Raw genomic sequence first — 26110 nt, 5'->3', positions numbered from 1 at the left:
TATGGTGTCGATTTAATAGTTTACCAATGGATCGGCAGCTTTCGCCACTATTGAATCGATAGTAGATAGCTTTTCGTTCGAAACTGTTAAGATGTTCGTAAGACATTCTGAATTCCCTCGATAATGAGTTTGGTCGCACTTACTACATTAGCAAATATTTCAGAATGTCATATTTATTGGTGGGTTATGGTCAGTGGTGCACTTGGAACCTGAATTCGGGAAATAAATACAAATAAATAGGACAGGCACAATTTTTTTGCAAAAATCATAGTATCAACTACTGTTATTACATACAGTTCAACTAAGGTTGATATTTTATGACTCGCGCAAGAAAAAAGCTGATTGATTTAGCATCGACATCTTATTATCACTTAATCTCACGATGCGTGAGACGTGCATTCTTGTGTGGTGATGATAAATACACAGGTAAAAACTTTGATCACCGTAGGGCGTGGTTGGTAGAGCGAATTAAGTTATTAAGTAGCGTGTTCGCTATTGAAATTGCCGCCTACGCGATTATGAGCAATCACTACCACCTTGTTGTGAACGTTAATAGACGTCAAGCACTTGATTGGTCAGATGATGAAGTAATTGAACGCTGGTATCTACTTTATAATGGCCATGTTTTAGTCGACCGCCACTTAAAAGGTGAGCAGTTAGATAAGCCAAGTTTGCTCTTTTTCAATGAGATCATCGCTAAATGGCGAGAAAGATTGTATGACATCAGTTGGTATATGAAAAACCTCAATGAGTACATTGCCCGCGAAGCCAATAAAGAAGATAACTGCACGGGCAAGTACTGGGAAGGGCGCTATAAGTCACAGGCATTATTAGATCAAACCGCAGTACTCAGTTGCATGGCCTACGTTGATTTGAACCCCATAAGAGCAAATATAGCCGATACGCTTGAAGACAGTGATTTTACCTCAATTCAAGAGCGTATAGCGCATTTTAAAGCCTTTACCATAGACACGGTTAAAGCGAATAAGCCTCTCAAACAAAAAGATACTGTTCAACATGAAAGTCAACCAGCACAGCTAAAGCTATTTGGTGGTAATCATATTAAAGGCACGATCCCCTTTGCATTACTGGATTACATTGAATTAGTCGACTGGAGTGGCCGCCACATAGCTCCAAAGAAAAAAGGGCATATCAACAACGCAGTGCCAAAAGTGCTCCTGACGTTGAATATAGAAGAAGCGCAATGGCTTGAATCAATTCAACGTTTCAGGCAGCAGTACTCAAATTTTGCAGGCAGCAAACAACGGTTAAAGCGGCAAGCCGCCAGCAACGATGTAAAATGGTACAAAGGCGCAGGTTGAACAGTTGCATCTTCATTGGTTTGTTTAAAAAACACGTTATTAAACAAAGTATCGACCTCGATTTGCCTTTTATACCTAAAATTCCTGCCAAGCAACTGAATTCTAAGTGCTGTAACTAACACTAACAGTGCGCAAGAAATAATGATACGGTTACCTACGATGGTAGAGGTGCAAAATTTTCTGGCAAAATATATGCCTGTCCTTTTTTATTCTTTTTTTTTATTCTTTTTTACTTTCTCTTTTTTACTCTTTGATACCCGCAGGGGCGCTTAATAAAGCGCACTGGCATGAAATAGAAAAAGGCTATTTATACCCAGTTAAAGCGTTATCAACAGTCTTTAGAGGTAAAATGCTGGCGGCGCTCAATGAATGCGATAGTTCATTCGCGAAGATAAACACGCCAACAAAATGGTGCGTGTATAGCAAAGCCTGTTTAACATACAGTGAAAAGCTAGTTAGCTACCTTGCGCGTTATACCCGAAAAGGCGTGATGTCAGAATCGCGATTAGTGTCAGCGAATGAGCAGTCAGTGAGCTTTAAATATCGCGATTATGCAGATAACAACTGCGATAAAGTCATGACACTGAGTTGTGATGAATTTTTACGGCGTTATTTACAACATGTATTGCCGAAAGGGTTTATGCGCATTCGCCACTATGGCTTTTTAGCTAATGCGTGTCGCAAGCGAAAGTTAGGGTTAATAAAGGCTCAAGCATCAATAACCCCATTCAAAGCGGTGAAGCCGAAGGCAGAGCAAGAACGATTAATACCGCATTGGCCTTGCCAGTCATGCAAGGCGGGTATCTTACGATTTATTGGTGTGATGAATTTAGATATGGCGACAAATAAAATAGCGCGAACGAGTTAGCAGCCTTGCTTGCTGCATCAAATCAATGAGTTAACCTGCTTAACTGTTCAGGCTAGTCGCGGCTGTGCGTGAGAAAAATATCCTTGCTTAACGGTTAAACATTAGGTTTAATGAATAGATAATAAACGCTGAGCAATGCAGGGATAGCTTAGATACGATAGACACGCCAATGAAATTGGTTTGATATCGCTTAGGCCATAAAAAACCTTTCTTTATAAGTTAAGTCCATAGCATAAACAACACCAACTCTATACACCGAGCAGGTAGCGCCTCAGTCCAACAAGCGATTATGCAACACAAACTGCGTGTTGCATAAATACTAAAATGTTATATGCAACATGGAGAGTTTTGTATTGAATCATCTACCTTTAAAAGAAAAGCTAGCATTCATTTTATGTATTAGTTTTGCTACTTTAATCCTAATTACTGGTATTTACGATTTTTTGATTGTCGAATTCATAGCTAGGGATCTAGTAATGACTATTGGCGTATTTCTTATGCTGTTAAGCGCAGGCTTAATGCCGAAATTATTCTTCTCGCCATTAACTAATATTTTAAAATCAGAAAGCATCCCAACGATAGGGAATCCAAGAGTCCAACAGTGGCTTTCATTGTCAGGAGTATTTATCTGTTCACTCGGTTTGGTTTGGCGATTGTTGCTATAACACATATGAGCCTTAACTCTGTCAATAGGCAATAGTGTTCTTTTTGACCGTTTTTATAAATTGACGGTCAATTCAAAATCAATAAACAAATTCGTTTACTTCGTCTGTCGATGCGGCTGTTAAGCAAGTTGCTTACGGCAAACACATATAGAGGCTCTCTTATTGCGATCTCATCGCAGCCTACTTTTTTCCATATCCTTGTGGATTCGTAGGGGCACTACGACTAAATGGATTTAGAAGGTAGAGCGAAGCAGGATGCCAGAGCCGAGACATTCATCGGTTAACCTAATCATGGCACTATTCAAGGCGGCTGGTTTCATCATTATGATCCAGTTAGTTTCAGGCTCAAGTCCAGGTGTAAGCGACTTTGTTTATTGTATTAATGCACGCATACTGAGCGTCTAATCAAGACAAGTGGCTTAGGTCTGTAGGTATATAATCAGGTTAAACCTTGTTGGTTATTAACTCACCCAATTGATTGATGCTCAGCCTTATATCCAGTTAGATGTTCAGCTCACTCAGTACCGTGACTAACCCTTTAATAATTTTGTTTCATCGAATACCGTCTCTTTTTTAAGCATATAATAAACACAGCGACCAAGCTTACGCGCAAGCGCTGACAGTGCTTTGGCTTTGCTCATTCGTTTTTGTAGTTTTTCAAGGTATTTATTGGCGTTGTGATTGTGACGCAGCAGTAATACGGCAGCTTCCGAGAAAGCCCATTTGAGATGTGCATTGCCAATTTTATTACCTTGGGTGCCGTAGGTTTTGCCGGCAGACTCTGCTTTGCATTTGACCAACCGACTATATGAAGCGAACTTTTGTACGCTTGAAAAGCGATTGATGTCACCAATTTCGTAAATAATGGTGATTGCAAGAATGCGGCCTATACCATTAATTGTTTGCAAAATATTAAGGTGAACAGGGTTGTGCTGTTTAGCCATTTGTTCAATATAATGCTCTAAAGGCTTAAGTTCCTTGTGATAGCAATCGAGTATGGCCATGTTTAAATTAATAGAGCGTTGTACAACGGGGTCAGGAAAGTAGTAGCGCATCTTTTCTCTGTCGCAGACGTTCTTTAAATTGACATTGTGGGCAGGTAAATTGTGCTGGCTGTCTAGTTTATTGTCTGTTTATTTCAATTATGAGTTTCGTAAAGCTATTTACTACTAACACCTAAAAACAAAGCTCTGAGAATTATTTACACTGTTATTCGTAAAAGTTGCAATTAATTGATTTTTGTGTGCAGTTTTACATACTGATATATTAGTTTATATTTTTTAAGTTGTTGATTTTATAATGTTAGTTATGTTTTTTAATTTCTGGTTCAACATTTGCTTCTAATAAATTCATACACAATGTTTAAACTTAAAAAGGAGTTATTATGAGTAATGTTATAACGGGTTTATTTGAGAATGCTTCAAAAGCAACATTAGCAATCTATAGATTAGAGGCGCTAGGTGTTTTAAATTCAGAAATTAGCATTGTTGCCAACGATTCTTACACAAAAGATGATTTTGCTGTTGATGAAGGCACAAAAGCTGCTGAAGGCGGCATAATTGGAGCTGCATCAGGCGGCGTATTAGCGGCAATTGTTGGTGGTTTGACTGCTGTTGGTGTTGTGGCTAGTGGCGGAACTGGATTGATCGTTACTGGTCCTGTAGTGGCGGCTCTTGCCGCTGGCGGTGCTGGTGCCGCTGCCGGTGGTACAGTAGGTGCTGTCATTGGTGCTTTTATACCTGAGCATGAAATCAAATATTATGAAGATGCCATTGCCAAGGGATCAGTTCTATTAGGTGTTAAATATACCAGTGAGAACAAGAGTGATATTGAGGACGCGCTTAAAAATGCAGGTGCTGAAAACGTATCTACAGCATAAGGTAAGTACATTTTTTGCGTGCGAATAGCGTGCATATTACCTAAGGATGCGGAGGAGCTAGTTATAGCTCCTCCGCTTTTTTTATTGTTTATAAAAAATAGAGTAACGATATAAAAAGAGCATGTTGACTCTCCCATCTAATGTTACCTCACCATTGGATGATATTTACGCTTATTATTTGATTGCAAAAAAAAATTTACATAAGTTAATCTGTTAGGGTGGTTTATTTTAGATTGATTTATTTAATGCAATTATCTATATTGGTCCGGTAAGTGTTACATAAAATAATAAAAGTAAGCTAAAGCAATTTGGCATATCTAATCAATGAGTAACAAAGCCCATGGATACTAATACTTCACTTTCGCAGTCCGCCAAGCATTTGAAAAAAGTTATTCCTATGATGTCGAGCTTTAAAATACCGTTTACCCCAGTCAATTATGCGATTTGGTATTGTTATGTATTAGGCCGTAACTTAGAGTTTAACTTACGCCTTGATAATATATTAAAAAGCTACAAAACCTGCCCAGCAGATAAAGCTCGCGCATTATTTGATGAGTTTTTATCAGATAAAGATCTCGCTTTGTTTTATGAGATCTCTACGAGCTTTCAAGACACTATTGAAGATGTAAAAGAAGACATTGATAAAACACTTGCAACTTCTCAAGGGTTTTCGGCATTTCTATACCAGTGTAATTCGGGACTGCAGGGCATTAAGAATAATAGTGTTGAGTCATATGATGAAGTGCTTGGTATTGTCGATCAACTCACGGAAGAATCAGTGCTTATGCAACAAAATGCGTATTCATTTCAGAAAAAGTTAGAAAGTGCCTACGCAGAGATATCAAATTTAAAACAAACACTTTTAAGTACTCAAGAGGCTGCTAATACTGACTCGTTAACGGGGTTGTATAACCGAGGTCGATTTGACCTTGATATCGCTCATTTTTGTAATGAGGAAGCGCCATTAGGAATGAACCATGCATTGATATTTATAGATATTGATCACTTTAAAAAATTTAATGATGATTTTGGACATCAAAAAGGTGACGATGTACTCAAAGTCGTTGCTAATAAAGTACTTAATGCATGCGGTGATTCGTTTAAAGGATATCGCTATGGCGGTGAGGAATTTTGCATTTTAGGTGATTTTTCAGGTATTTCAAATGCATTAAACTTTGCGGAAAGACTTCGTAAATCAATTGCAAAGCTCTGCGTTAAAAGTAAGAAAAGTGATAAAAAACAGCGAGCTATATCAGCCAGTTTTGGCATTGCATTGTTCGAGGAGGGTAATACTACACCGGCTTTTATTGAGCGTGCGGATAAAGCATTATATTTAGCCAAAGCATACGGAAGAAACCGTGTAGAAATAGCATAAAATAGTTGTGCCTTAACTCAATGTGAGTCAAATACTATTACATAAGCGAGGGGAATTTTGATTACTTTGGCAAATATTCAAAATGGCGGAGTACCGTCTTGTTAGAGTAAATAAAAGCATTAACTCAACGTCACATCTGATTATTAATTTATTACAGTGATTTCCAATTAATGGCTTCATTAAGAGATTGAGTCAAAATTGGTGATCAGTTATGGTTGATACATCAATAAAAATAAATTTTAAATGAGTAACTCTGTAGGCTCGTTAAATAACTCAAGGAAGGTTGACTATGTTTCAAGGTTTTTTCAAAAGACGTAAAATCAAAAAATACGCTAGAAGCCTGCCTTTAGTCTTGAAGGCACAATACGGATATAAAAAATATTATACTCAAGCGCAGGTAGATAGTGTTATCAAACGAAAGAGAATTGGTAATCACAGTAGTACGGATGTGATCGATAACTGCTATGCATATGCAATGTATTGTTCCCCAGCAGAATTTAAAAATATTTATGATAGTGCTGGCGAGTCTTGCGATTATATTGCTATGCGTAGTGATGTATCTGATACTTTATTTAACGGAGTATCTGATTTTTCATTCGCCACACTTTTAGCCGAATCATCAAATTCAGCGTTAAATTCTTCGGGGAGTTTTGGAGGCGGAGATGGCGGTACAGATGGCGGCGGGGGAGGTGGTGATTAGTCGTCACTCAGTAATATACCCAAGCCACCTCAAGATGCAGTTTCAGTTGGAGTTAAAAGCGATTTAGGCAAGGCATTGATTGCAAATAATGGTTGTTCCCTTGTTAAAATCAATAACGCTGTATAAATCGCTTTTAAACCAACCCGTTGGGCGTTTCACAGGCGCTTACTCTCAGCGTTGTTACTTTTTAAAAGGGATGACCATTGTTGCAAAGTAACGCCTTGATATTAAACACCTGTGAAACGCTGAAGTCTGTATCTTGAGGCGGCTTGGGTATATGATACTCCTTGTTTTTTAAGGAGTTGGTACTTCGGGCTTTCGGGTTCGTAAGCCCAAATCTCATGCTACTTTTTATAGCGACAAAAAATGGCTCTGCGTAGTCTAAGTCAATAGTAATTATTACACTCCATAGGTAGGAGCAAGTTTTGTCTAAATTATATTTATTTTTAACGGTGCTTGGCATTGCTATTCCTTTTGGTGCATTTATTCCTTGGTTGGTAAATAATGGGTTAGATTTTACGGCTTTATTTTATGCTGCAGTCATTAACCCAATTAGCATTTTTGCTTGGTTAGATGTGTTAGTTGCTGCTTTGGTATTATTAATATTTATCGCTGTAGATGGTAAAAGAAACAAAGTTAAATACCGCTGGTTGGCAATTCTTGGAACGTTATCTATTGGCGTGTCATTTGGCTTTCCTTTGTATTTATATTTAAAAGAAAAGCAGTATTTAGATTTAAAAAAGGCCTAAGTAGGTGTGGGGGGGGTAGTTGGGTGAGTTTTTATATTTTTACTCCACAGGTAAGCAAACCTCTTAACCTGAAATTAGGCTGAGAGGTTTGTATTATTAAATTAGCGCCCGCCGGCATCTAACCTTGAGCGTTCGGTATTTTCTACTAAAACACCAGCCCCTAGTTTATTTATTTTTTGCCATGTACTTTCATCTATCTCAATACCAAAATCGACTGATTTTTCTTTGTTTTTTTCAATTTGCTTAGGTGTAATAATCAAGCTATCACTGCTTTGCAACGACGAGGTTAGGTCAACACGTGAGCTGCATATAATGGTGAGTGCTTGCTTATCTTCACCATTGGTTATGAGATTAGTAACTGCTTGACTATAACTTGGGTAGCGTTTGCCTGAGCAAATAGCTGCGGTGTGCTCGGTGACGGTATCGCTGCCATTTTTCCAATAAGCGGCTGCGCTGATCCCTCTACGACCTCGGTCTGTTAGTGCTTTGAGAACAAACATCCGGTTATGGCAGTTATGTACTGTGACTGTTGCAATTCCTACCTCAAGTGCTTTTGCATGAGCAAGATCAACGGCGGCGGCAATGCAATTGAGTGCACTGCGGTGATGAGCATCGATGATGGCTGAGGTACTATCTTCGTAAATTACATTGCTTAATGGTTTGTCAAAATCATTACAAATGTAGGGGAGCGCATGTTTAAGTTCAGTTAAACCATTTAAACCATGTTTTTCTAGCCATAGCACCATGTTTGCAGCGTCTTCGTAATTGCCAACAAAGTAGCCGCTTGCTTCAAAGCACCTGCGTAAGGAGGCTTTAAATTCATTCATTGAAATATTCACAGTATTTTCCTCATTGCTTTGGGATCAATGGCATAAACCAATCATCACTAAATGGTTTACCGATGTCTTCAAGTAATGGTGCACCTTGAAACATAGTGTTTCTAACCCATAATCGTGAACGAGGGTCAAACTTACTTACACCAAAAAAAGCGAGTTTGCAGCGCAGTAAATGCATTGGCAGTACGTTTTTATCAAGTAAATTTGCCTGGATATCACCATACACACAACGGTCCATACCTTGAATGCGTCTAACAATTCCGCGTAATTTTGGGTGAGCAACCATGAAGCGGGCGGTTATCTGACTTGGGTTTGCTGTAATGTAGTCAACCAAGATGTTATAGCATTTTCGTACAGCGTAACCGACGGCTAATGCCATGGCTTTCTTTTTACCTTCTACGTCAGCAATACTGCCTAGGCGCGGCTCCATTTTTTCTTCTGATCGATACCAGTAGGTTTCGCGCGCGCCTTCTGCGTCAAAGTCAATCGCCAACGCCCAGTCATAACGGCGTTCAATTACCGCTTTTAATTGGTGTAGTGGCATCAGTGGATCTAAATCAAGGTTTTCATCAGCGCAGTGAAAATCTTCTAGATCATCAACCAGTTCAGGGTAAAGTTCGAGCATAACTGAGACAAAGATCTCTTGGCTTTGCAGTGAGCAGTGCTGCTCACTAAAGGCAATTAATTCATTCCAGCTAGTAAAATTAGTGACTACCTGCTCAGTTAGCTTATTCATTTCTTGGGCGAGTATGATGTTGTGTTGAGTTTGCTGCTTATCTTCGGTGATTGTTTCATGTGTATGTTGCGCGCAACGTTTTAGTAGTTCAAGCAGTGTTGTTTTGATTTGTGATGTAATAGCACCGAGTGAGCGAATACGGGCGAGTGCTAATTCGCGCATTTCAATCCATTGGTTAATTAACACAGGATGATTAACTAAGTAGGGTGCCATGCCAAGGCCAGTTGAGTTACCTATGCCAAAGTAACGTTTAATATCGGCGCGCATTGGTGTGAATGTTTGTTCGTTACGGTGACGTGCAATATGCTCCACTTGTAGCAAACTAAAGTTACGTAGCATAAAGCAAACAAACATTTCACTGGCAAATGGACGTGCAAAATCGCGATGTTTTTGTTGTACTTTTTCCCAATCAGCCATACCTAGCTTACCACTACCGTATACGGCTGTAGTACGGTAGAGATAACCCACTTCGGCAATTTTACTTACATCGGGTTGTTGTCCTGTAGCCAATTGATTTACTACGTAATCAAAATTGCGAGCGCTGCGGTTTGCACGTGATAATACAAATACACGGGAGTCTACGCGTCCAGCCTCTTGTTTTGGTACATTTTCTTTTAACTTTGCAATGTACTCAGGATTAACACGGCCTTCAACTAACGCCATGGTTAAATCCCACTTCGTTGCAATTACGCGGTCGTTGCGCTCTTCAGGTAATAATAAGTCTGAGAATAATACAAAACTAAACAGCCCATCAGGCGCGTTCACTTCATAAACAACAGTACCAAACCCGTCGTTGTTAAGCTCAAAAGTGGCCAATTCAATCTTCCACCGTTCACGAAAAATTCTACGTACTAAAGTACGCATAAAACTTAACCGGCTTTGGTGCAAAGAACCCAATCGTTCAAGGTTCATTACTTGGCTTGGGGGGCGAAGTGGTAGTGCGTTATCACCCCAAAGTGAGGCGCGGATATCTGCATGTTTAGTCATGTTAATGATCTCTTTTATACAGTTTTAATACCTAAAATCTTTTTATAATAGCAACTCAGTTATGGCTGTTAACCACCTTCGTTTTTATTTATTAAAATGTTTAGGCAATGTGTGTTCAAAACTGGTTTTTATATAAATGGTTCTTCATTTTTGAACCAAAATTTACATTGTTACAAGTCAAAAAAGTCTATCTGTTGATAAGTAAAACTTATTGCTTGAATTCAAGTCTTGCTAAAACACATTAGGGCGTGTTGATCTTTCGTGATTGATTTTGCAGCCGTATGTTTGATATTTAGGCAAGGTATAGCCTGTGTAGTGTGGTTGTTCCCCATAAATAGGCGATAACGCAGTATAAATGCCAAACATGCGCTGCCCAAAGGGTTCTTCCTAGGGGCGATTGACTCTTTGTTACCTACACGGATGTAGGTAAGGGGCGTGAGCAGGACGCGGAAGCTTTGCTCGATTTTTACTTAGCCCGCTAGGTTACAAACCTCGCGCCGCGATTAAATCGCCCCTAGATTGAACAAATTTCAATCCACAAAGGTCAACACGCCCTAGCATATAGCCTATAAAATGGAATTTGATAGGCCTGCTTTATTGTTGCGCCGCCCCCTGTTTTAAAATGAAATCAGCGAATGCTTGAGCTGCTGGTGAAAGTGATGAATTTTTAAGTTGCACGATACCAATTTGACGTATCACATGAGGTGTTTTTAAGGGAATAAAACACAGTGTTTTATTGTGCTCTGGAAACGCAAAGCGTGGCAATGTTGTAATACCAATACCTGCTTCGATCATGGCGATTAACGAGAGCATATTGGAAATATAAAATTGTGAACCGTCAAGTAAAGGAGCTGCTTCGGTTTCTTCTAACAAGCGCGATGTGCCATTACTAATTAAGCGTTGATCATGTAAATCCTGCCAGTGCAGCTCGCTATTATTCGCAAGTGGGTTTTCGTTGTGGCATACCACGCCAATCTCGTCCTGCCAAATTGGAGTAAATAAAATATTATTATGTTCGTGACCATGAGGGAGGCTGGCAATACCAATATCCACTTGTTGCTTTTCAATTTTTCTTAGTACTGCTTCTGAGTTGTCATCGTAAAAACTGATATGAAGATCCGGTGAATCAGCAACAAATTTAGACAATAAATTAGGCAAGAGCCGACATGCAATAGAAGGTACAGAGGCGAGCCGTAAATGCCCTGATTTATTGTTTCGCATTAACATCATGTCTTGCGAAATGCTGTCGTGATGAGCAATTAGCTCCTTTGCTTTAGGTAAAAAATGTTTACCAAAAGGGGTTAACTCCGTCATCGTACTTTTAGTGCTACGCTTTTCAAAAACGTCGGCGCCTAATTTATTTTCAAGGTCGCGTATTGATAAGGAGATAGCAGGCTGCGTACGACACGCCTTTTGCGCAGCATAATGAAACCCTTTTAATTCAGCAACCCAGACGAAGTGACGAAGTTGAGCAATCTTAAATTCAGGTAACACGATAAGTTTTCCTTATCAAAAGATATTAATTATTAATTTTAGTTATTAAAGCATGCTTCTTATACTGAATCCAATTAATTAATGGAGGTATTTATGTCATCAGTTTCAGTTTTTTGTAATTACATCGCAGGTCAATGGGTTGAAGGTGCAAGCTCTATTGCTAATGTTAGCCCAGCAGATTTAAGCGACACGATTGGACATTATGCCCAAGCCGATAAAGCCCAAACCGAGGCTGCCCTTGATGCTGCAGTCGCTGCTCAGCCTAAATGGCAAGAAAGCGGTCTTGAAGAACGCTACCGCGTATTAATGGCAATTGGTGATGAGTTAATCGCTCGTAAAGATGAATTAGGTAAGTTACTAGCACGAGAAGAAGGTAAAACATTGGCTGAAGGTGTTGGTGAAACCTATCGTTCAGGGCAGTTTTTTCATTATTATGCAGCAGAAGTGTTGCGTCAAATGGGCGAAACTGCTGACTCGGTTCGCCCTGGTGTTGAAATTCAAACGCACCGTGAACCCGTGGGCGTTGTGGGTATTATTACACCATGGAACTTTCCAACGGCAACCGGAGCATGGAAAATTGCGCCTGCATTAGCATTTGGTAATGCGATTATATTTAAACCTGCAAATCAAGTGCCTGCAAGTGCCTGGGCGCTAACTGAGATTATTTCTCGCCAAGGTTTACCATCAGGTACATTTAATTTAGTAATGGGCCCAGGTGCTGAGGTGGGTGATTTACTTATTCATTCCAAAAAAATTAATGCTTTAACATTTACAGGCTCTTTGGAAACTGGCCGAAAAGTAGCAGCGGCAACCGCAGTCAACTTAGTCAAGTGTCAGCTCGAAATGGGCAGTAAAAATGCATTAGTAATATTGGATGATGCAGATTTAGACAATGCTGTGGAATGTGCAGTTGGCGGCGCTTTCTTTGGTACAGGGCAAAAGTGCACCGCGTCTTCACGATTAATTGTAACTGAAGGGATCCATGACCGCTTTGTAGCGGCTGTTATCAAAAGAATGGAACAGTTGGTTGTTGGCCACCCACTTAAAGAGGGCGTGCATATTGGCGCGGTAGCCGATGCCCGCCAAATGGAGCAGAACCTTCGCTATTTAGACATTGCTAAAAATGAAGGTGCTACCTTGGCTATTGGCGGTGAAGTTGTGACAGAGGATACCGAAGGTTACTACCTAAAACCGGCATTATTTATTAATACTACAAATGATATGACCATCAACCGTGAAGAAGCATTTGCGCCTATTGCTTGTGTGATCAAGGTTAAAGACTATGAAGAAGCGCTTGCGACCTTAAACGATACAAACTACGGCTTAACCGGTGGAATTTGTACTCAGTCTCTTAAATATGCGACCGATTTTAAGCGTCGCGCACAAACAGGATGTGTAATGATCAATTTACCCACTGCGGGTACTGATTACCATGTGCCCTTTGGTGGCCGTAAAGAATCTAGCTTTGGGGCACGCGAGCAAGGCACGTACGCTAAAGAATTTTACACTGTGGTTAAAACCACTTATATCCGTTCATAACCAAGGAAAGTGCTATGCATGACAACCTAATAGTTATTGATGGCTTGCAATATTCTAATTGGAATAGGGCTATCTTTGAACAGTTAAAAAGTGGCGGTGTAACAATGGTCCACGTGACCATTGTTTACCACGAGCAAATTCGCGAAACATTGCTTCGAATAGGGCAGTGGAACCGCCTTTTTGAGCTGCACCACGATTTAATTATGCCGGTTAAAAGCACGGCTGATATCTACTTAGCAAAAAAGCTAGGCAAAGTAGGCATTATGTTTGGTGCACAAAACTGCTCTGCGATTGAAGACGATATTGCAATGATTGAGATCATGCGTGAGCTAAACTTGATGATTATGCAGTTAACTTACAACAATCAAAGTTTATTAGCTTGTGGTTGTTACGAAGCCGTTGATAGTGGTGTTACGCGCTTTGGCCGGCAGGTTATTAAAGAGATGAACCGCGTAGGGATGATTGTTGATATGAGCCACAGCGGCGAGCGTAGTACGCTTGATGCGATTGAAATATCGCAGCGACCAATTGTTATTTCGCATGCAAACCCCAGTAGTTTTCATGCTGCAAAGCGTAATAAATCAGACGAGGTATTAAAAGCATTGGGAGAGTCTGGTGGGTTACTGGGCTTTAGTTTGTATCCGTTTCATTTAAAAAATGGCCCAGATTGCACTCTCGATGAGTTTTGCGACATGGTGGCTAATACCGCTGATCTAATGGGGATTGATCATATTGGAATTGGCACCGATTTATGCCAAGAACAACCGATCTCGATTTTGCAGTGGATGCGCAACGGTCGTTGGTCAAAAGAAATGGATTATGGGGAAGGGTCTAAATCAGATGCTGATTGGCCAAAACCTTTGTCTTGGTTTAAAGATAGTCGCGACTTTCCTAATATCACTCAAGGTTTACTGGCGCGTGGCTTTCATGATGAAGAAGTAGCAAAAATAATGGGCTTGAATTGGTTGAATCTCCTTGACCAAGGACTACAGGCACAAAAGGTATAAAACGGATTTGGTGTAAGGAGCAATGGCATAGTATCAACGTAACATCTTGATAAATTATAACTAAAAGAGATCCATCAGGAGACGATAATGAATACCTCTAAAACAGCAATAGAACAGAGTGAGGAAGATAAAACCAAAATTAAGTTTTTGGCGGGTGTCGATATGCCCGTGTTTTTAATTAGCGGCGGGGTGTTGGTGCTGTTTGCAGCGTTAGCACTTTACGATATTCAGCTTATGTCGGGTTGGATCAACGCGGCTTTTACTTTTTCTACTCAGACCTTTGGTGCTTTTTGGCAAGTACTTTTACTTTTAACTTTTGTGATTGGTATTTTCTTAGCCGTAGGTCGAACGGGATCAGTTGTTTTAGGGGGATTAAAAGCGCCTGAAATTTCTACTTTTAAATGGATTTGCATCATTATGTGCACACTTTTGGCTGGTGGCGGTGTATTTTGGGCTGCCGCCGAACCCATGGCACATTTTACTTCGCCGCCACCACATTTTGGCGGTGAAACAGGCACCAAAGAAGCTGCTTATAATGCGTTAGCGCAAAGCTTTATGCATTGGGGGTTTTTAGCGTGGGCAATTCTAGGGAGTTTGACTGGTATAGTTTATATGCATTTACATTATGAGAAAGGCTTACCGCTAAAGCCACGCACTTTATTATACCCGGTGTTTGGTGATCGCGTAATGACAGGTCCTTTTGGCGCTATTGTTGATTCGTGCTGTGTGTTAGCGGTTGTTGCGGGCACTGTTGGGCCGATTGGCTTTCTTGGTCTACAGGTGAGCTTTGGTTTAGAAAAGTTATTTGGAATACCTAACACTTATACAACGCAAGTTGCTATTTTATTTAGCTTAATCGGTATTTACACTTTATCGGCAGTCAGTGGTGTTACTAAAGGTATTCAATTATTGAGCCGTTTTAATGTGATTCTAGCTGTGGCGCTAATGGTGTTTATTCTTGTGATGGGACCAACCGCTTTTATTGTTGATAGTTACTTGCATTCTTTTGGTCTGTATCTAAATGAATTTATCCCTATGGCGACCTTTCGTGCTGATAAAGGCTGGTTAGACTGGTGGACAGTGTTCTTTTGGGGTTGGTTTTTAGGGTATGGCCCTTTAATGGCGATGTTTGTTGCACGGATCTCTCGTGGCCGAACGATTCGTGAAATGATCTTATTGATTTCTGTTGTAGCCCCTGTGATCACGTGTTTTTGGTTTACTATAGTGGGTGGTTCAGGTTTGTTTTTTGAGCTGACTAACCCTGGTGTTATTTCTGTGCCGTTTACTGGTTTTAATCTACCTGCCGCCTTATTAGCAATCACAGAGCAGCTACCCATGGGCTTTGTTATCTCGGTATTATTTTTAATACTCACCACTATCTTTGTTGCCACAACGGGCGATTCGATGACGTATTCGGTGTCAATGGTTATGACAGGCACAGATCACCCGCAAACCTCAATTCGCGTATTTTGGGGAATTATGATGGGGGTAATGGCAGCCTTATTAATTTCAATTGGCTCAGGCGGTATTTCTGCATTGCAGTCTTTTATTGTGGTCACGGCAGTGCCAGTGTCGTTTGTACTATTACCGTCACTTTGGACAGCGCCACAAATTGCTAAAAAAATGGCGGATGAACAAGGCTTATAAACTCAAATAAAAGAGGCAAATATAACGGCCTCTTTTATGAATTAAATAATTACAAAGTCCTATGTTGTCCCAACAGCATGGGCAAATAACCAACCACAACCAACTGTAATGTTAATTACTTACTTAAATAACCAGAGCAGAAATTAAAATGAAAACACCTGTTAAAACTAATTTATTTGCATCAAAGGCGCCGTTAGAGTGGGCTATTATTGCAAATGGCACATTATCGACGGCGCAAATCCCGATTGATTCACAAGGCAACGTTGTCGATGGCGGTATTACAGCACAAGCCCGCCAAACAATGGAGAACTTTAAGCATACAATTGAAGCCGCAGAGTTGACGATGAATGATGTAACGCAAGTACTTATTTATGTTACTGACCGTTCACAACTGCCAGCGTTTAATGCGGTTTATGCTGAGTATTTCCAAGCGCCATACCCAAACCGCGCCGCAATGATTGTGGCAGGTTTAGCGCGTGAAGAAATGTTATGTGAAATTGTTGCCTACGCAGCTGTTCCTTAAAACGCATAATTAGGCCTGCCCCTACAGGCCTAATACCTACAGAACGTCAAAGTACAGTACTCCCCCGTCTTACTTGCTCAATCAGCAAATTTTTTAAAAGGATAATGCATGCGAACCACGTTTATATCTTTCTCGCTTTGTTTACTAGCTGCTTTATCTTGTTATTAGGGAATGGTTTGATCAATGTGCTATTGCCTGTTCGAATAGGGCTTGATGGTGTTGATTTAGACACAATTGGTATGGTGCTGTCGCTTTATTTTGTTGGGTTGTTAGTGGTCGCTATTTACAGCACTAATTTAATTCGCCGTGTGGGACACATTCGTATGTTTGCCGGATGTGTTGCATTAGGGGCTGTGAGTATTCTTATTTGCAGTATTTACCCAAGGCAGCGCCTATGGTGTGCGGTTGCTCCCCATAAATAGGCGATAACGCAGTATAAATTCCAAACATACGCTGCTATTTCAACCATTATTGACTTTGATCTTCGAATTAACCATGTAGAGGGGAAAATAAAATAAAACTAATTATTTTTATTTAAATGTAAATTATTTAATTGAATCTAATATATTATATTTCTGGTTTTATTAATAAGGATTACTTATTAATTTATTAAATTTATTGATTTCACTATTTGTCTTGTTGTTCTTATTATAATCAACGTAATTAATAATAAAAATGAATGGTTGAAACCAGCTTGACTAAGTCTTGTTTGGAAAATAATTCTAACACTGGGGAAATATTATGAAATTAGTAACACAACTTCTATTAGTAGCAACACTTGTAACACCCGCAGTAGCAAAGGCAAATAGTGACCTATTTAATTGGTACGGTAGTATTCGTGTACAAATACAAGACACTAATAAAGGCAATGTAGAATATAAAGACAATTATTCTCGTTTAGGTGCGTTTGGTAGCGCTGAAATTATGGATGGTATAAAGGCTACGTACAACTTTGAATTTAGGCTGTTTACAGATGATGGTTCATTTGCTGGAAATGATACACGGGCTCGTCTTGCTAACGTGGGTTTAGAAGGTAAGTTTGGTTCTATTTTAATAGGTAAGCAATATTCACCGCATTGGAATTTTACAGATAATGCCATTGATGTTTTTGCAGATATTGACGAATCAGCAGGATGCACAAACGAATCAACAGGCGTTATTTGTCATACTCATCGCTATGGTTTGTGGGCCGTAGATGCCGCTGGAAATGGGCATTATATCGAATATTTGCGCCCTGATCGTGCTGTTACGTACATGACACCTGATATGAATGGCTTTCAAGCAGCACTCATGGTGGTTACTAATAATGGTGACGTAAAGGCAAACCTTGCAGGTGATAAAGATGAAAGTATCGTTGGTTACAATTTAGCAGCTAAATATATTATAGGCGATTTCACTGTTTCAGCATCGCGTTATGACCTAACAGGTATGGTAGGAGATAATAAAGTAGATGCAGTTCAAGTTGCTTACAACCGTGGGTCGTTGAGCCTAGCTGCCCGCTATCAGGACTCCAGTGATGTTCGTTTTTACGCTGGTTTAAAAGCAACGGGTGAAATTGTTAACGAAAAAGTGATAGAAGTATATTCGGGTTATAAATTAGGGGATTTTCAGCTTCAAGCAACGTATGCCGATGTAGCAATGGACTCTGTTAGTGGTTTAACAGTCGATACAAATCAAGCCATCTTTGATGTGATATATAATCATAAAGCGGGGAGTTTTTATATTGAATATAGTATATGGGGAGATGAAGCTGAAAAGGTCTATGAAGCTGAAGATAAAATTTTAATAGGTTATAGGTTTGACTTTTAATATTCTTAATAATTTAAAATGGCAAGTCACCGCTTAAATAAGTGGTGATTTTTGTTCATAAAATTAATAAAAACGATAAAGCTCACGGGTTTCTTTAATCCTTTTTTATTGGTTTAATTATGAAAATTGATCTTAAACATAATTATTACACTTTTTTACTTTTTTGTTCTTGTTAAAGGTAAGTTTAAATGTAAACTCTGCAAAATTGTTAACTGTTGGTATATTTATAATGATGAAATTTAATGTAAGTTTAATTTTTTTAGGGTTGTTAGTAAGTGGTTGTACAAGCGAAACTGAATCTGATCTTTTAAAAACAAAGGCAATTCAGGCTGAGTATCGAATTAGCTCTGATGGTGAGCGCACTAAAATAAACGCGGAGCTAAATACAGGTAACTCATTTGGGTCTAATATCCGCTTGTCAAATGGTGATAAGTTATATGCTGAAGCCGCAGGTAAACGCATTACGCTTACAGAAGACACCGACTTATTAGATATTGATTACGAAGGGAAGTTTGATATAACGCAAGGGAATACAAAATTTAGTATCGATTTGGTTAGAAAAGATGAGAAAAATGCGGAGTCTGAGGTTGAGTTACCACTTAATTTTATCATCCTAGCACCGAGTAATGGTATATCAATTAAGTACAATCAACGTGTAACTGTTCAATTAGATGGTTTAGATCCGGCCAGTAAAACAGAGCTTGTTTTAAACTACGGGTGTGATGATTCAAATGGCGGCACGTTTACAGGATCTGCAAGTACCACAATTGCAAATGTTGCCAGCTTTGACTTTAATTTAAGTGAAAAAGACATTTTAGATGCGAATGCGCAAAACAGTTACAAAAACTGTGAGGTAGATGTTGTCGTAAATAGATACAGAGAAGGCACAATATCAAAAGAACTTGCAGACTCAAGTTTTATTAGCGCCTATCAAGTAAGAGAAATAAAGGATATTAAATTCACCTTTTAATTCATTATTAGGGCGTGTTGACCTTTTGTGATTGATTTTACAGCAGTCTATTTGGTATTTAAGCAAGGCAGCGCCTAGTGTGTGATCTGTTCCCCATAAATAGGCGATAACGCAGTATAAATGCCAAACATGGGCTGCCCTTTTAGTTCTGCCTCGAGGATACCTACATGAATGTAGGCAAGGGGCGTGATCAGGACACACAAGCTTTGCCTCGTTTTTACTTATTCTCACATGGATGTGAGCCAGTAGAATAACGCAGGAGCAGTTATCGAGCCCATTCGGTTACAAACCTCGTGCCGCGATTAAACCGCCCCTAGATTGAATAAGTTTCAATCCACAAAGGTCAACAGGCCCTGTGATACTTGTTTAATATACTCACTAAATTTTTGAATATAATAGGCTTACTTAAGAAGTCGTTCATGCCTGCATCAAAGCAACGTTGACGATCTTCTTCCATAACATTGGCTGTGATAGCTATTATAGGTGTGTGTGTGTATGCAGCAAGTAAGCGAATAAGATGTGTAGCTGTGATGCCATCCATTACGGGCATTTGCATATCCATCAAGACTATATCGTAGTGGTTAGTTTTACAGTTGTTGAGTGCTATTTCACCATTCTCAGCGGTTTCTATATTTTTAATGTTTAACTCAGCCAGCAAGCCCTTTAGTACAATTTGATTTATAGGACTATCTTCAACAATCAGAATCGTAATATTATCTGGATCAAAATTTAGCTTAATATTAGTGTCACTTTTCTTAAAAGGCTCTGCTTTTGATGCGAGGTCACACGTAATATTAAAATAAAAAGTAGACCCTTTATTGATTTCACTATTGACCTCTAAAGTGCTGCCCATCAAGCTCAGGAGCTTGTTTGAGATTGTCAGGCCAAGCCCGGTTCCACCAAAGCGACGGGTTATGGAAGAGTCAGCTTGTGAAAAAGCATCAAATAATGAACTGATATTGTCAGGCGCAATACCTATACCGGTATCAGAAATGCTAAAAATGAGGTTAACACTTGATGTGCTTTTGCTTTTTAGTTCAATTGCTAAGCTAACATATCCAGATTCAGTAAATTTAACGGCATTACTAAGTAAATTGATTAAAACTTGTTTTAAGCGCGTTTCATCGCCATTAAGAAAGTCGAAGGAGTTATCAATAGATTTTGGTATAAGCAGCTTAATTTGCTTTGAATGTACAAGCGGGTTAAACATTTGCTCTAGTTCATTTAATATTGAACTTAATTGAAAAGTGCTTTTTTCTAGCTTGATATTACCAGAATCAATTTTACTCAGATCAAGTATGTCATTTAAAATAACGAGTAAACTTTTACTGGAGGAGTTGACTAAATTAAGCATTTTTTGTTGTTCAGGCATTAATTCTGTGTTTTCAAGTAACCGTACCATGCCCAATATGCCATTCATTGGGGTGCGTATTTCATGACTCATGTTTGCTAAAAACTCAGACTTTATGCGTGATGTTTCTTCGGCTTCTTTTTTTGCTAACAGCAAGTTTTCGTTTAATACCCTAAATTGGTTGGCCGCTTCAGCTAATACGCCAATTTCATCATTACGGTGTGTTTCTGATATATTGATCGATAAGTCGCCCTGAAGTAAGCTTTTAAAATCGTTTGTTAGTCCTTTTATTGCTCTTATGATGTGTAAGTGAAAAAATAGAGCAAAAATAAGAAACAGTACAATAGACAAAAACAATGATCCTTTAATTATACTCTCAGCTTGAGTGATACTTGATTCGCTGGTATTTTTAATCTCCCTTAATAGATTTATTGACTCTTCCCTTAATTGCGCAGCTAAAGCGCTAAACTCCATTGTGTCTCCAGCAATTACAACATTTACTAATGTGAGATAGTTACGGTTTGCTTGAATACTTTTAGTGAAGGTTTTACTAAATTGTACTTTAAGCTCGCTGATCTGCGTTAATACCTGCTGGTTTTGCAATGTGGTTGTCTTTAATTGCACTAATAAGAGATCAATATTTTTGAGATTTTTTACCACTTCTTGGCGTTTCTGATATTCCCTGTTATTCAAAAAAAGAAACGCATTTCTATTAAGCGTATGCCATGCGTTGGTTAAATTAGCGACGAGTAATTTACTTTGTGTTGTTGTACTTTCAGCCATAACTTGAGTTAGTGTATTGATTGCTAATTCATAAATCGCTGGTAGGTCTTGATCGATCAACGTTGCTTTTTCATTGTAGCGCAGATTAACAACATCTAAACTTTTTCCAAAGTGTACGACTAATGCCTGCATTGATGATAGCAAAGAGGTGATTTTTTCATTTTCGACTTGTAGCTGTGTACTTGCAAGTCGTTGTTTAATGATGGCGTAATTTTTTTCGATTTTATCGAAGATAACTTGGTTACCAGAACTACCAAAAACGGATGTATCGCGTTGTATTTCTAAAATGTCTTTGTTGATCTCAAAAACGTTGATTGAAAGGTTGGTAAGATTAAATATTTCGTCAACAGACTTATCGACAATTGCGATACGTTTTGTGATAACAATATATACAACTAACTGAATTATAATAAATAAAGCTAAAACTGAAAGTACTTTAGCCGCGATAGAGTTAGTCAATTTTGATAGCATGAATATCCCTTATGCATTAAGTAGTTCATACCATTTATCAAGGCTATAGTCATAGTTATCCATAACGGTATTCCATACTGCAATATTCGAGAAACGTTTTTCGTAACTGCCGCCATCACGCAATTGACCTTGTTTAACTGAGACTTTACCATCAGTGCCTAATAAGTCTGATGTAGCTTCTTTTCCTTGGTACCAGTAATCCCATTCAGGCTTACTCATTAACTCTTTACTTCGTTCAGGGTTAGAGATGTAATAACCTTGCCTAGCTATAAACGCACCAGGCCAGCCTGAAAGCCACCAATTCATATAATCGTAAGCGGCATCTTTAACATGCCCCGTTGTATTTGCTGATAGGCACATAACGCCGTGCCATGCCCTATACCCCTCTTTAGGAGATGCATACACAATTGGTAGCCCTTTGCTTCTACAAGCACTTACACCGGGCGAAAACATGCTTTGAAGGTGCACTCGTTTATCTACCATATAATCAACAGATTGTGGTACTGAGGTCCAAAACCCTGCGAAATGTCCGGACTGTTTTTTGCTGATAAGTATTTTAAACAGGGTATCTATTTCGGCTATTGTCATATTGCCTATATTTTTGAAGGTCATTAAGCCTTGTGCTTGTGCGGCTAGCGCGGCATCAAAAATACCTATAGTTGGTGCATTAACAAGTGCAACACGCCCTTTATTTTTATCGTCTAATAACCACCCCCATGATTCAGTTTGATAGGGGACTCCTTGGGCTATAAAGTTAGTGTTATAGCCAAAAGAATCTACATTATGCACATAAGGCATAAAACTGATTTTTGATGTGGGCGTTGTGCCTAGGCTGCCATCACTTTGGACAAAGAGAATTTTATTAGGTGCATCACCTGCGCCTATGTTTGCGTCAGGGGTTAATTTCCCTGTTTTAGTCAAAGAATTAATTTCATTCCAGTACTTTAATCTATCAATCTCTAAAGGCTGTATTGCCCCAGCTTGCCATAAAATATTGATAGAGTCTGACCACTGCTCATATAAATCGAAAGAAGATGGATCCGCGGCAGCTTTTTGTAAAACCGCAGCACTGCCTTTTGGTGTAAATTCAAGATTTATCCCCAGTTCCTGCATGGCTTTTAGGCGTAACTCTTCTTGCAAGGTGACATGTGTGCCCATTACGCGCAGAGTTATAGGCTTTTTAGCAAAAACATAAGGGGCTTTAAAAGCAAGTGCGGTTGTTGCTGCACCAACGGTCAGCGTGTTAAGAAAGTGCCGGCGAGTAATTTTTTGTTTAGTCATGTTTTCGCTCAGTAGTTATGTTTTTTTAAGTATAGTTAACATTAGATATTAATGAGATAATTTAATAGTAATAACCATATGAAATGAGGTTGTTTTATATGGACTTTGAGAGTTATTGACTAAACAAACAATGCAGTGGACTTTAATAGCATGACGTTTACGTATATACCCAAGTGACCTCAAGATGCAGGATTCAGCGTTTTACAGGGGCTTAATATCAAGGCGTTACTTCGCAATAATGGCGATCCCTTTTAATTCCAACTGAAGCTCACATCTTGAGGTGACTTGGGTATATTTAGTTAATTTATATACAATTCATTGCATAGACTCATTATGACAGCTAATCTTCTAGGTATCCAAGCAAGACAGATATAATAGGGCTTATAGATGAGTGAATCAATAGATTGCAATAGGGAATGTTGCAATAATTGTAGTGATATTAACGATTTAGACTTTGATTTTACAATGGCTTTTCAGCCTATTGTTAACTGTAAAACTAAGCGAATTTTTGGTTATGAAGCGCTTGCTCGTGGTTTAAATAATGAGTCAGCTTATTCTATTATTTCTAAAGTTAATGACGATAACCGTTATTTATTTGATCAGCTTTGTAGAGTGAAAGCAATCGCACTTGCCGCTAAACTTAAACTTGATGGCATGTTGAGCATCAATTTTTTACCAAATGCAATTTACAAACCTGAGCGTTGTATAAGAACGACCCTTGAAGCCGCTAAAAAACATAATTTCCCTACTCAGAACATCATGTTCGAATTTACGGAAGTTGAAAAAATTGAAGATACTAATCATGTAAAACGTGTGGTTGAATACTATCAATCACTTGGGTTTAAAACAGCAACCGATGATTTTGGTGCTGGGTATTCGGGTATTAATTTATTAGCAGATTTTCAAACTGATATTGTTAAGTTAGACATGGGGTTGATCAGGGGTATAGATAAAGACCACAAGCGGCAAATTGTTGTTAGGCATTGCTTAAATATGTTAACTGAATTGAATATTTTAGTTTTGGCGGAGGGGATCGAAACGATTGAGGAGTATCAATGGCTAAGTAATGCTGGGGTGGAATTAATGCAAGGGTATTTCTTTGCAAAACCCGGCTTTGAAAGTTTACCTTCAGTGAGTTTTAGTTAAGTTTTAGGTCGAATCGATTTTTTATACCAAGGTTTAATGACTGTGCAGGCAGCTCCTGATGTTATAGTTTATTACAAGGGCATGCCATTATTGGTACAATGAATTAACATCATTCACTTACGAGTAGCCAGCAGGGCGGCTATCTTGCATTAATAGGTCTAGTTTTTTTTGCGCTTTTTTATAGTTTTCTAAATCGACAATTTCAATCATTTCACATTCATCTCTTACCATTTCAGCAATGAGGCTAGGGTAATGGCGGCAATCTTCAGGCCTATCTAAATAAATGCTGCAGGTGTACTTGTTAGGTGCAGTTGCATTTTTTTTTGGTTCAACCTCAAGGAAAGGGCATTTTGATAATTTTTCGCCTGATTTAGGATCAAACCATATTTCGTCACCTTTGACGAACTCAAAAATATCAGGATTAAATATTTCCCAAAGATCGATTTCTTCTTTTGTCGCACACAAATCCCCACCGCCGTATTTCATACAACATTTACCGCATTGGTTACAGTCTTTCATAGTTCACTGATTATCAGGCTATACAAATACACATATTAGCATTGATAGTCTTTATTTAGCATTACTGAATCACTTGACTAGCTCCAGCTTAGGTTGTAGCAAGGACTGGCGATTTTGATACTTTGGTATATTGTTAATGCAGGGTTTGGTTATATTAACCTAAAGTATCAATTTTATTCTCGATAAATGGAAATTAAAGGTCACTTATGAGGCTTGTTTTTTGGTTGTTTTTTGTTTTTAATTGTAGTGCTTTTGCGCAAGATCATATTGAAAAACTTGGCGTGTTTAATATCTATCATGATTCAGACTATTCCACCCACAACCCATCCGCAGTTGCTATGCAGATGGGTTTTATGACAGCACTTAATGAAGTTGGCAATACAGTTAACGGCTATCAAATTAATTTTTTAGAAAAAGATAATCGTGGGAATAGTAACCGTAGCTTTTTGACGATGAAACGTTTTTTAAACGACCCTAAAGGTCTTGCTATTCTTGGAGGCTTACATTCCCCACCATATATAAAATATAGAGATTTTATTAATGAAAATGGGTTGTTGCTACTTGTACCGTGGGCTGCGGGAGGGCCAATTACTCGCTATCCAGACGTTAAAAATTGGGTATTTAGATTATCACTAGATGACACTAAAGCTGGCATGAAAATGGTAGAGTACGCAACGCAAATATTAAAGTGTAACTCAGTTGATTTACTTTTAGAAAATACACCATGGGGGATATCTAATCATAAAACCATGACGAATGCCTTGGGCAGTGCGATACCTAATAACGTTTATTGGTTTAATTGGAATGTAAAATTATCTCAGGCCAGCATTTTACTAAAAGAAATTGAGCAATCAAAAAGCGACTGTGTGCTGTTCGTTGGCAATGCTGTTGAAGGAAAGTATTTCGTTAAGGCAATGGCAAATCTACCAAAAGAAAAACAAAAGCCGATAGTAAGCCACTGGGGTATCACAGGCGGTGATTTTTTTAACTCAGTCAGTGGTGAATTAAATAATGGGTTACCGTTATATTTTTTACAAAGTTGCTTTGATTTAAATCGACCCGATTTGGACCTACATACACAGCAGGTGTTAGACATAGCTGCAAAGTTATTCCCTGATGAATTTAAACAAAAAAAGCATTTATTAGCGCCCGCAGGCTTTGTACATGGCTACGATATAGGCAAAATATTGATAGCAGCGATGAATGATGTTGATTTGGTTGCACAGGTAAATACCGTAAGAGATAGAGTCAGAAAGAAGCTGGAAGAGTTAGATAAACCCATTACAGGATTAATGAAAGTTTATCAGAGGCCTTATTCAATATGGAGCGAGGACAATCCTGATGCGCACGAAGCACTCGGTGCAGAAGATATCTGTATGGCGCAATTTAATAACACCGGACAAATACACATCATTACCCCACAGCGTGAACTATAAAGTATGCTGGTGGCTAT

At 38.8% G+C, this 26110-nt stretch carries 21 protein-coding genes and 2 pseudogenes; 15 read left to right on the top strand and 8 right to left on the bottom strand.

What is annotated here, in order from left to right:
- The coding region (locus tag A7967_RS22905; protein ID WP_157756425.1) for a helix-turn-helix domain-containing protein at window positions 1–106 on the bottom strand (106 nt) is incomplete at its 3' end.
- A 211-nt stretch (window positions 107–317) separates the two neighbouring features.
- On the opposite strand from A7967_RS22905, the gene A7967_RS19730 reads away from it, so the two are divergent.
- Complete coding sequence (locus tag A7967_RS19730) at window positions 318–1322, top strand: transposase (RefSeq protein WP_244507114.1); 1005 nt, start codon at window positions 318–320, stop codon at window positions 1320–1322.
- Between the two features lie 244 nt (window positions 1323–1566).
- Window positions 1567–2190: pseudogene (locus A7967_RS19725) on the top strand (IS91 family transposase); the annotation flags it as partial.
- Between the two features lie 1195 nt (window positions 2191–3385).
- On the opposite strand, the pseudogene A7967_RS19715 reads toward A7967_RS19725, so the two are convergent.
- Window positions 3386–3973: pseudogene (locus A7967_RS19715) on the bottom strand (transposase); the annotation flags it as partial.
- A gap of 266 nt (window positions 3974–4239) precedes the next feature.
- On the opposite strand from A7967_RS19715, the gene A7967_RS19710 reads away from it, so the two are divergent.
- From A7967_RS19710 to A7967_RS19690, 4 genes are all read left to right on the top strand, one after another.
- A complete protein-coding gene (locus A7967_RS19710) occupies window positions 4240–4734 on the top strand; it encodes a hypothetical protein (protein WP_064436015.1) in 495 nt (164 codons plus the stop codon).
- A 340-nt stretch (window positions 4735–5074) separates the two neighbouring features.
- Window positions 5075–6109: a GGDEF domain-containing protein gene (locus A7967_RS19705; protein WP_054454124.1), complete on the top strand. Its 1035-nt coding sequence runs from the start codon at window positions 5075–5077 to the stop codon at window positions 6107–6109.
- Window positions 6110–6398: 289 nt separating this feature from the next.
- Window positions 6399–6809 (top strand): DUF6559 family protein, encoded by a 411-nt coding sequence (locus A7967_RS19700; protein WP_054454125.1) that lies wholly within the window; start codon window positions 6399–6401, stop codon window positions 6807–6809.
- A 425-nt stretch (window positions 6810–7234) separates the two neighbouring features.
- Window positions 7235–7558 carry a DUF2834 domain-containing protein gene (locus tag A7967_RS19690; RefSeq protein WP_054205522.1) on the top strand — a complete coding sequence of 108 codons (324 nt, stop codon included), beginning with the start codon at window positions 7235–7237 and terminating at the stop codon, window positions 7556–7558.
- Between the two features lie 101 nt (window positions 7559–7659).
- On the opposite strand, the gene A7967_RS19685 is transcribed toward A7967_RS19690, so the two are convergent.
- The 3 genes from A7967_RS19685 to A7967_RS19675 form a co-directional block, all read right to left on the bottom strand.
- Complete coding sequence (locus A7967_RS19685; protein WP_054205521.1) at window positions 7660–8397, bottom strand: DUF3726 domain-containing protein; 738 nt, start codon at window positions 8395–8397, stop codon at window positions 7660–7662.
- 10 nt (window positions 8398–8407) lie between these two features.
- Window positions 8408–10117, bottom strand: a complete 1710-nt coding sequence (locus tag A7967_RS19680; RefSeq protein ID WP_064436014.1) for a hypothetical protein — start codon at window positions 10115–10117, stop codon at window positions 8408–8410.
- Window positions 10118–10711: 594 nt separating this feature from the next.
- Window positions 10712–11611: a LysR family transcriptional regulator gene (locus A7967_RS19675; protein WP_064436013.1), complete on the bottom strand. Its 900-nt coding sequence runs from the start codon at window positions 11609–11611 to the stop codon at window positions 10712–10714.
- Window positions 11612–11704: 93 nt separating this feature from the next.
- Here A7967_RS19675 and A7967_RS19670 point away from each other — a divergent pair, with 93 nt between their 5' ends.
- The 7 genes from A7967_RS19670 (at window position 11705) to A7967_RS19640 (ending at window position 19106) form a co-directional block, all read left to right on the top strand.
- Window positions 11705–13150 carry an aldehyde dehydrogenase family protein gene (locus A7967_RS19670; protein WP_054454132.1) on the top strand — a complete coding sequence of 482 codons (1446 nt, stop codon included), beginning with the start codon at window positions 11705–11707 and terminating at the stop codon, window positions 13148–13150.
- 14 nt (window positions 13151–13164) lie between these two features.
- Window positions 13165–14157, top strand: coding sequence for a dipeptidase (locus A7967_RS19665; protein ID WP_064436012.1), 993 nt, complete (start codon window positions 13165–13167; stop codon window positions 14155–14157).
- Between the two features lie 87 nt (window positions 14158–14244).
- The gene (locus A7967_RS19660) at window positions 14245–15804 is read left to right on the top strand and encodes a BCCT family transporter (RefSeq protein ID WP_054205516.1); all 1560 of its coding nucleotides are present in this window, start codon (window positions 14245–14247) and stop codon (window positions 15802–15804) included.
- A 148-nt stretch (window positions 15805–15952) separates the two neighbouring features.
- Window positions 15953–16327, top strand: a complete 375-nt coding sequence (locus tag A7967_RS19655) for a RidA family protein (RefSeq protein ID WP_054205515.1) — start codon at window positions 15953–15955, stop codon at window positions 16325–16327.
- 104 nt (window positions 16328–16431) lie between these two features.
- Entirely contained in the window at window positions 16432–16749 is a 318-nt protein-coding gene (locus A7967_RS23055; protein WP_054454136.1) for an MFS transporter, read from the top strand.
- 319 nt (window positions 16750–17068) lie between these two features.
- Complete coding sequence (locus A7967_RS19645; protein ID WP_064436011.1) at window positions 17069–18136, top strand: porin; 1068 nt, start codon at window positions 17069–17071, stop codon at window positions 18134–18136.
- A gap of 229 nt (window positions 18137–18365) precedes the next feature.
- The gene (locus tag A7967_RS19640) at window positions 18366–19106 is read left to right on the top strand and encodes a hypothetical protein (protein WP_064436010.1); all 741 of its coding nucleotides are present in this window, start codon (window positions 18366–18368) and stop codon (window positions 19104–19106) included.
- Window positions 19107–19449: 343 nt separating this feature from the next.
- Here A7967_RS19640 and A7967_RS19635 read toward each other — a convergent pair whose 3' ends face one another.
- The gene (locus A7967_RS19635) at window positions 19450–21711 is read right to left on the bottom strand and encodes a response regulator (protein ID WP_064436009.1); all 2262 of its coding nucleotides are present in this window, start codon (window positions 21709–21711) and stop codon (window positions 19450–19452) included.
- Window positions 21712–21720: 9 nt separating this feature from the next.
- Complete coding sequence (locus A7967_RS19630; RefSeq protein ID WP_054205507.1) at window positions 21721–22992, bottom strand: ABC transporter substrate-binding protein; 1272 nt, start codon at window positions 22990–22992, stop codon at window positions 21721–21723.
- Window positions 22993–23379: 387 nt separating this feature from the next.
- Between A7967_RS19630 and A7967_RS19625 the strand changes: the two genes are divergently transcribed.
- Window positions 23380–24138 (top strand): EAL domain-containing protein, encoded by a 759-nt coding sequence (locus A7967_RS19625; RefSeq protein ID WP_064436008.1) that lies wholly within the window; start codon window positions 23380–23382, stop codon window positions 24136–24138.
- Window positions 24139–24255: 117 nt separating this feature from the next.
- Here the strand turns inward: A7967_RS19625 and A7967_RS19620 are convergent, their stop codons facing one another.
- Window positions 24256–24657 (bottom strand): YkgJ family cysteine cluster protein, encoded by a 402-nt coding sequence (locus tag A7967_RS19620; protein ID WP_064436007.1) that lies wholly within the window; start codon window positions 24655–24657, stop codon window positions 24256–24258.
- A 206-nt stretch (window positions 24658–24863) separates the two neighbouring features.
- Here A7967_RS19620 and A7967_RS19615 point away from each other — a divergent pair, with 206 nt between their 5' ends.
- A complete protein-coding gene (locus tag A7967_RS19615; RefSeq protein WP_064436006.1) occupies window positions 24864–26093 on the top strand; it encodes an ABC transporter substrate-binding protein in 1230 nt (409 codons plus the stop codon).
- Window positions 26094–26110: the final 17 nt, after the last annotated feature.

Origin of the sequence: Pseudoalteromonas neustonica (assembly GCF_001653135.1) — a bacterium.
GTDB classification, from domain to species: Bacteria; Pseudomonadota; Gammaproteobacteria; order Enterobacterales; family Alteromonadaceae; genus Pseudoalteromonas; species Pseudoalteromonas neustonica.
The sequence above is the reverse complement of the archived record's forward strand: the minus strand, read 5'-3'. Positions and strand labels throughout refer to the sequence as shown.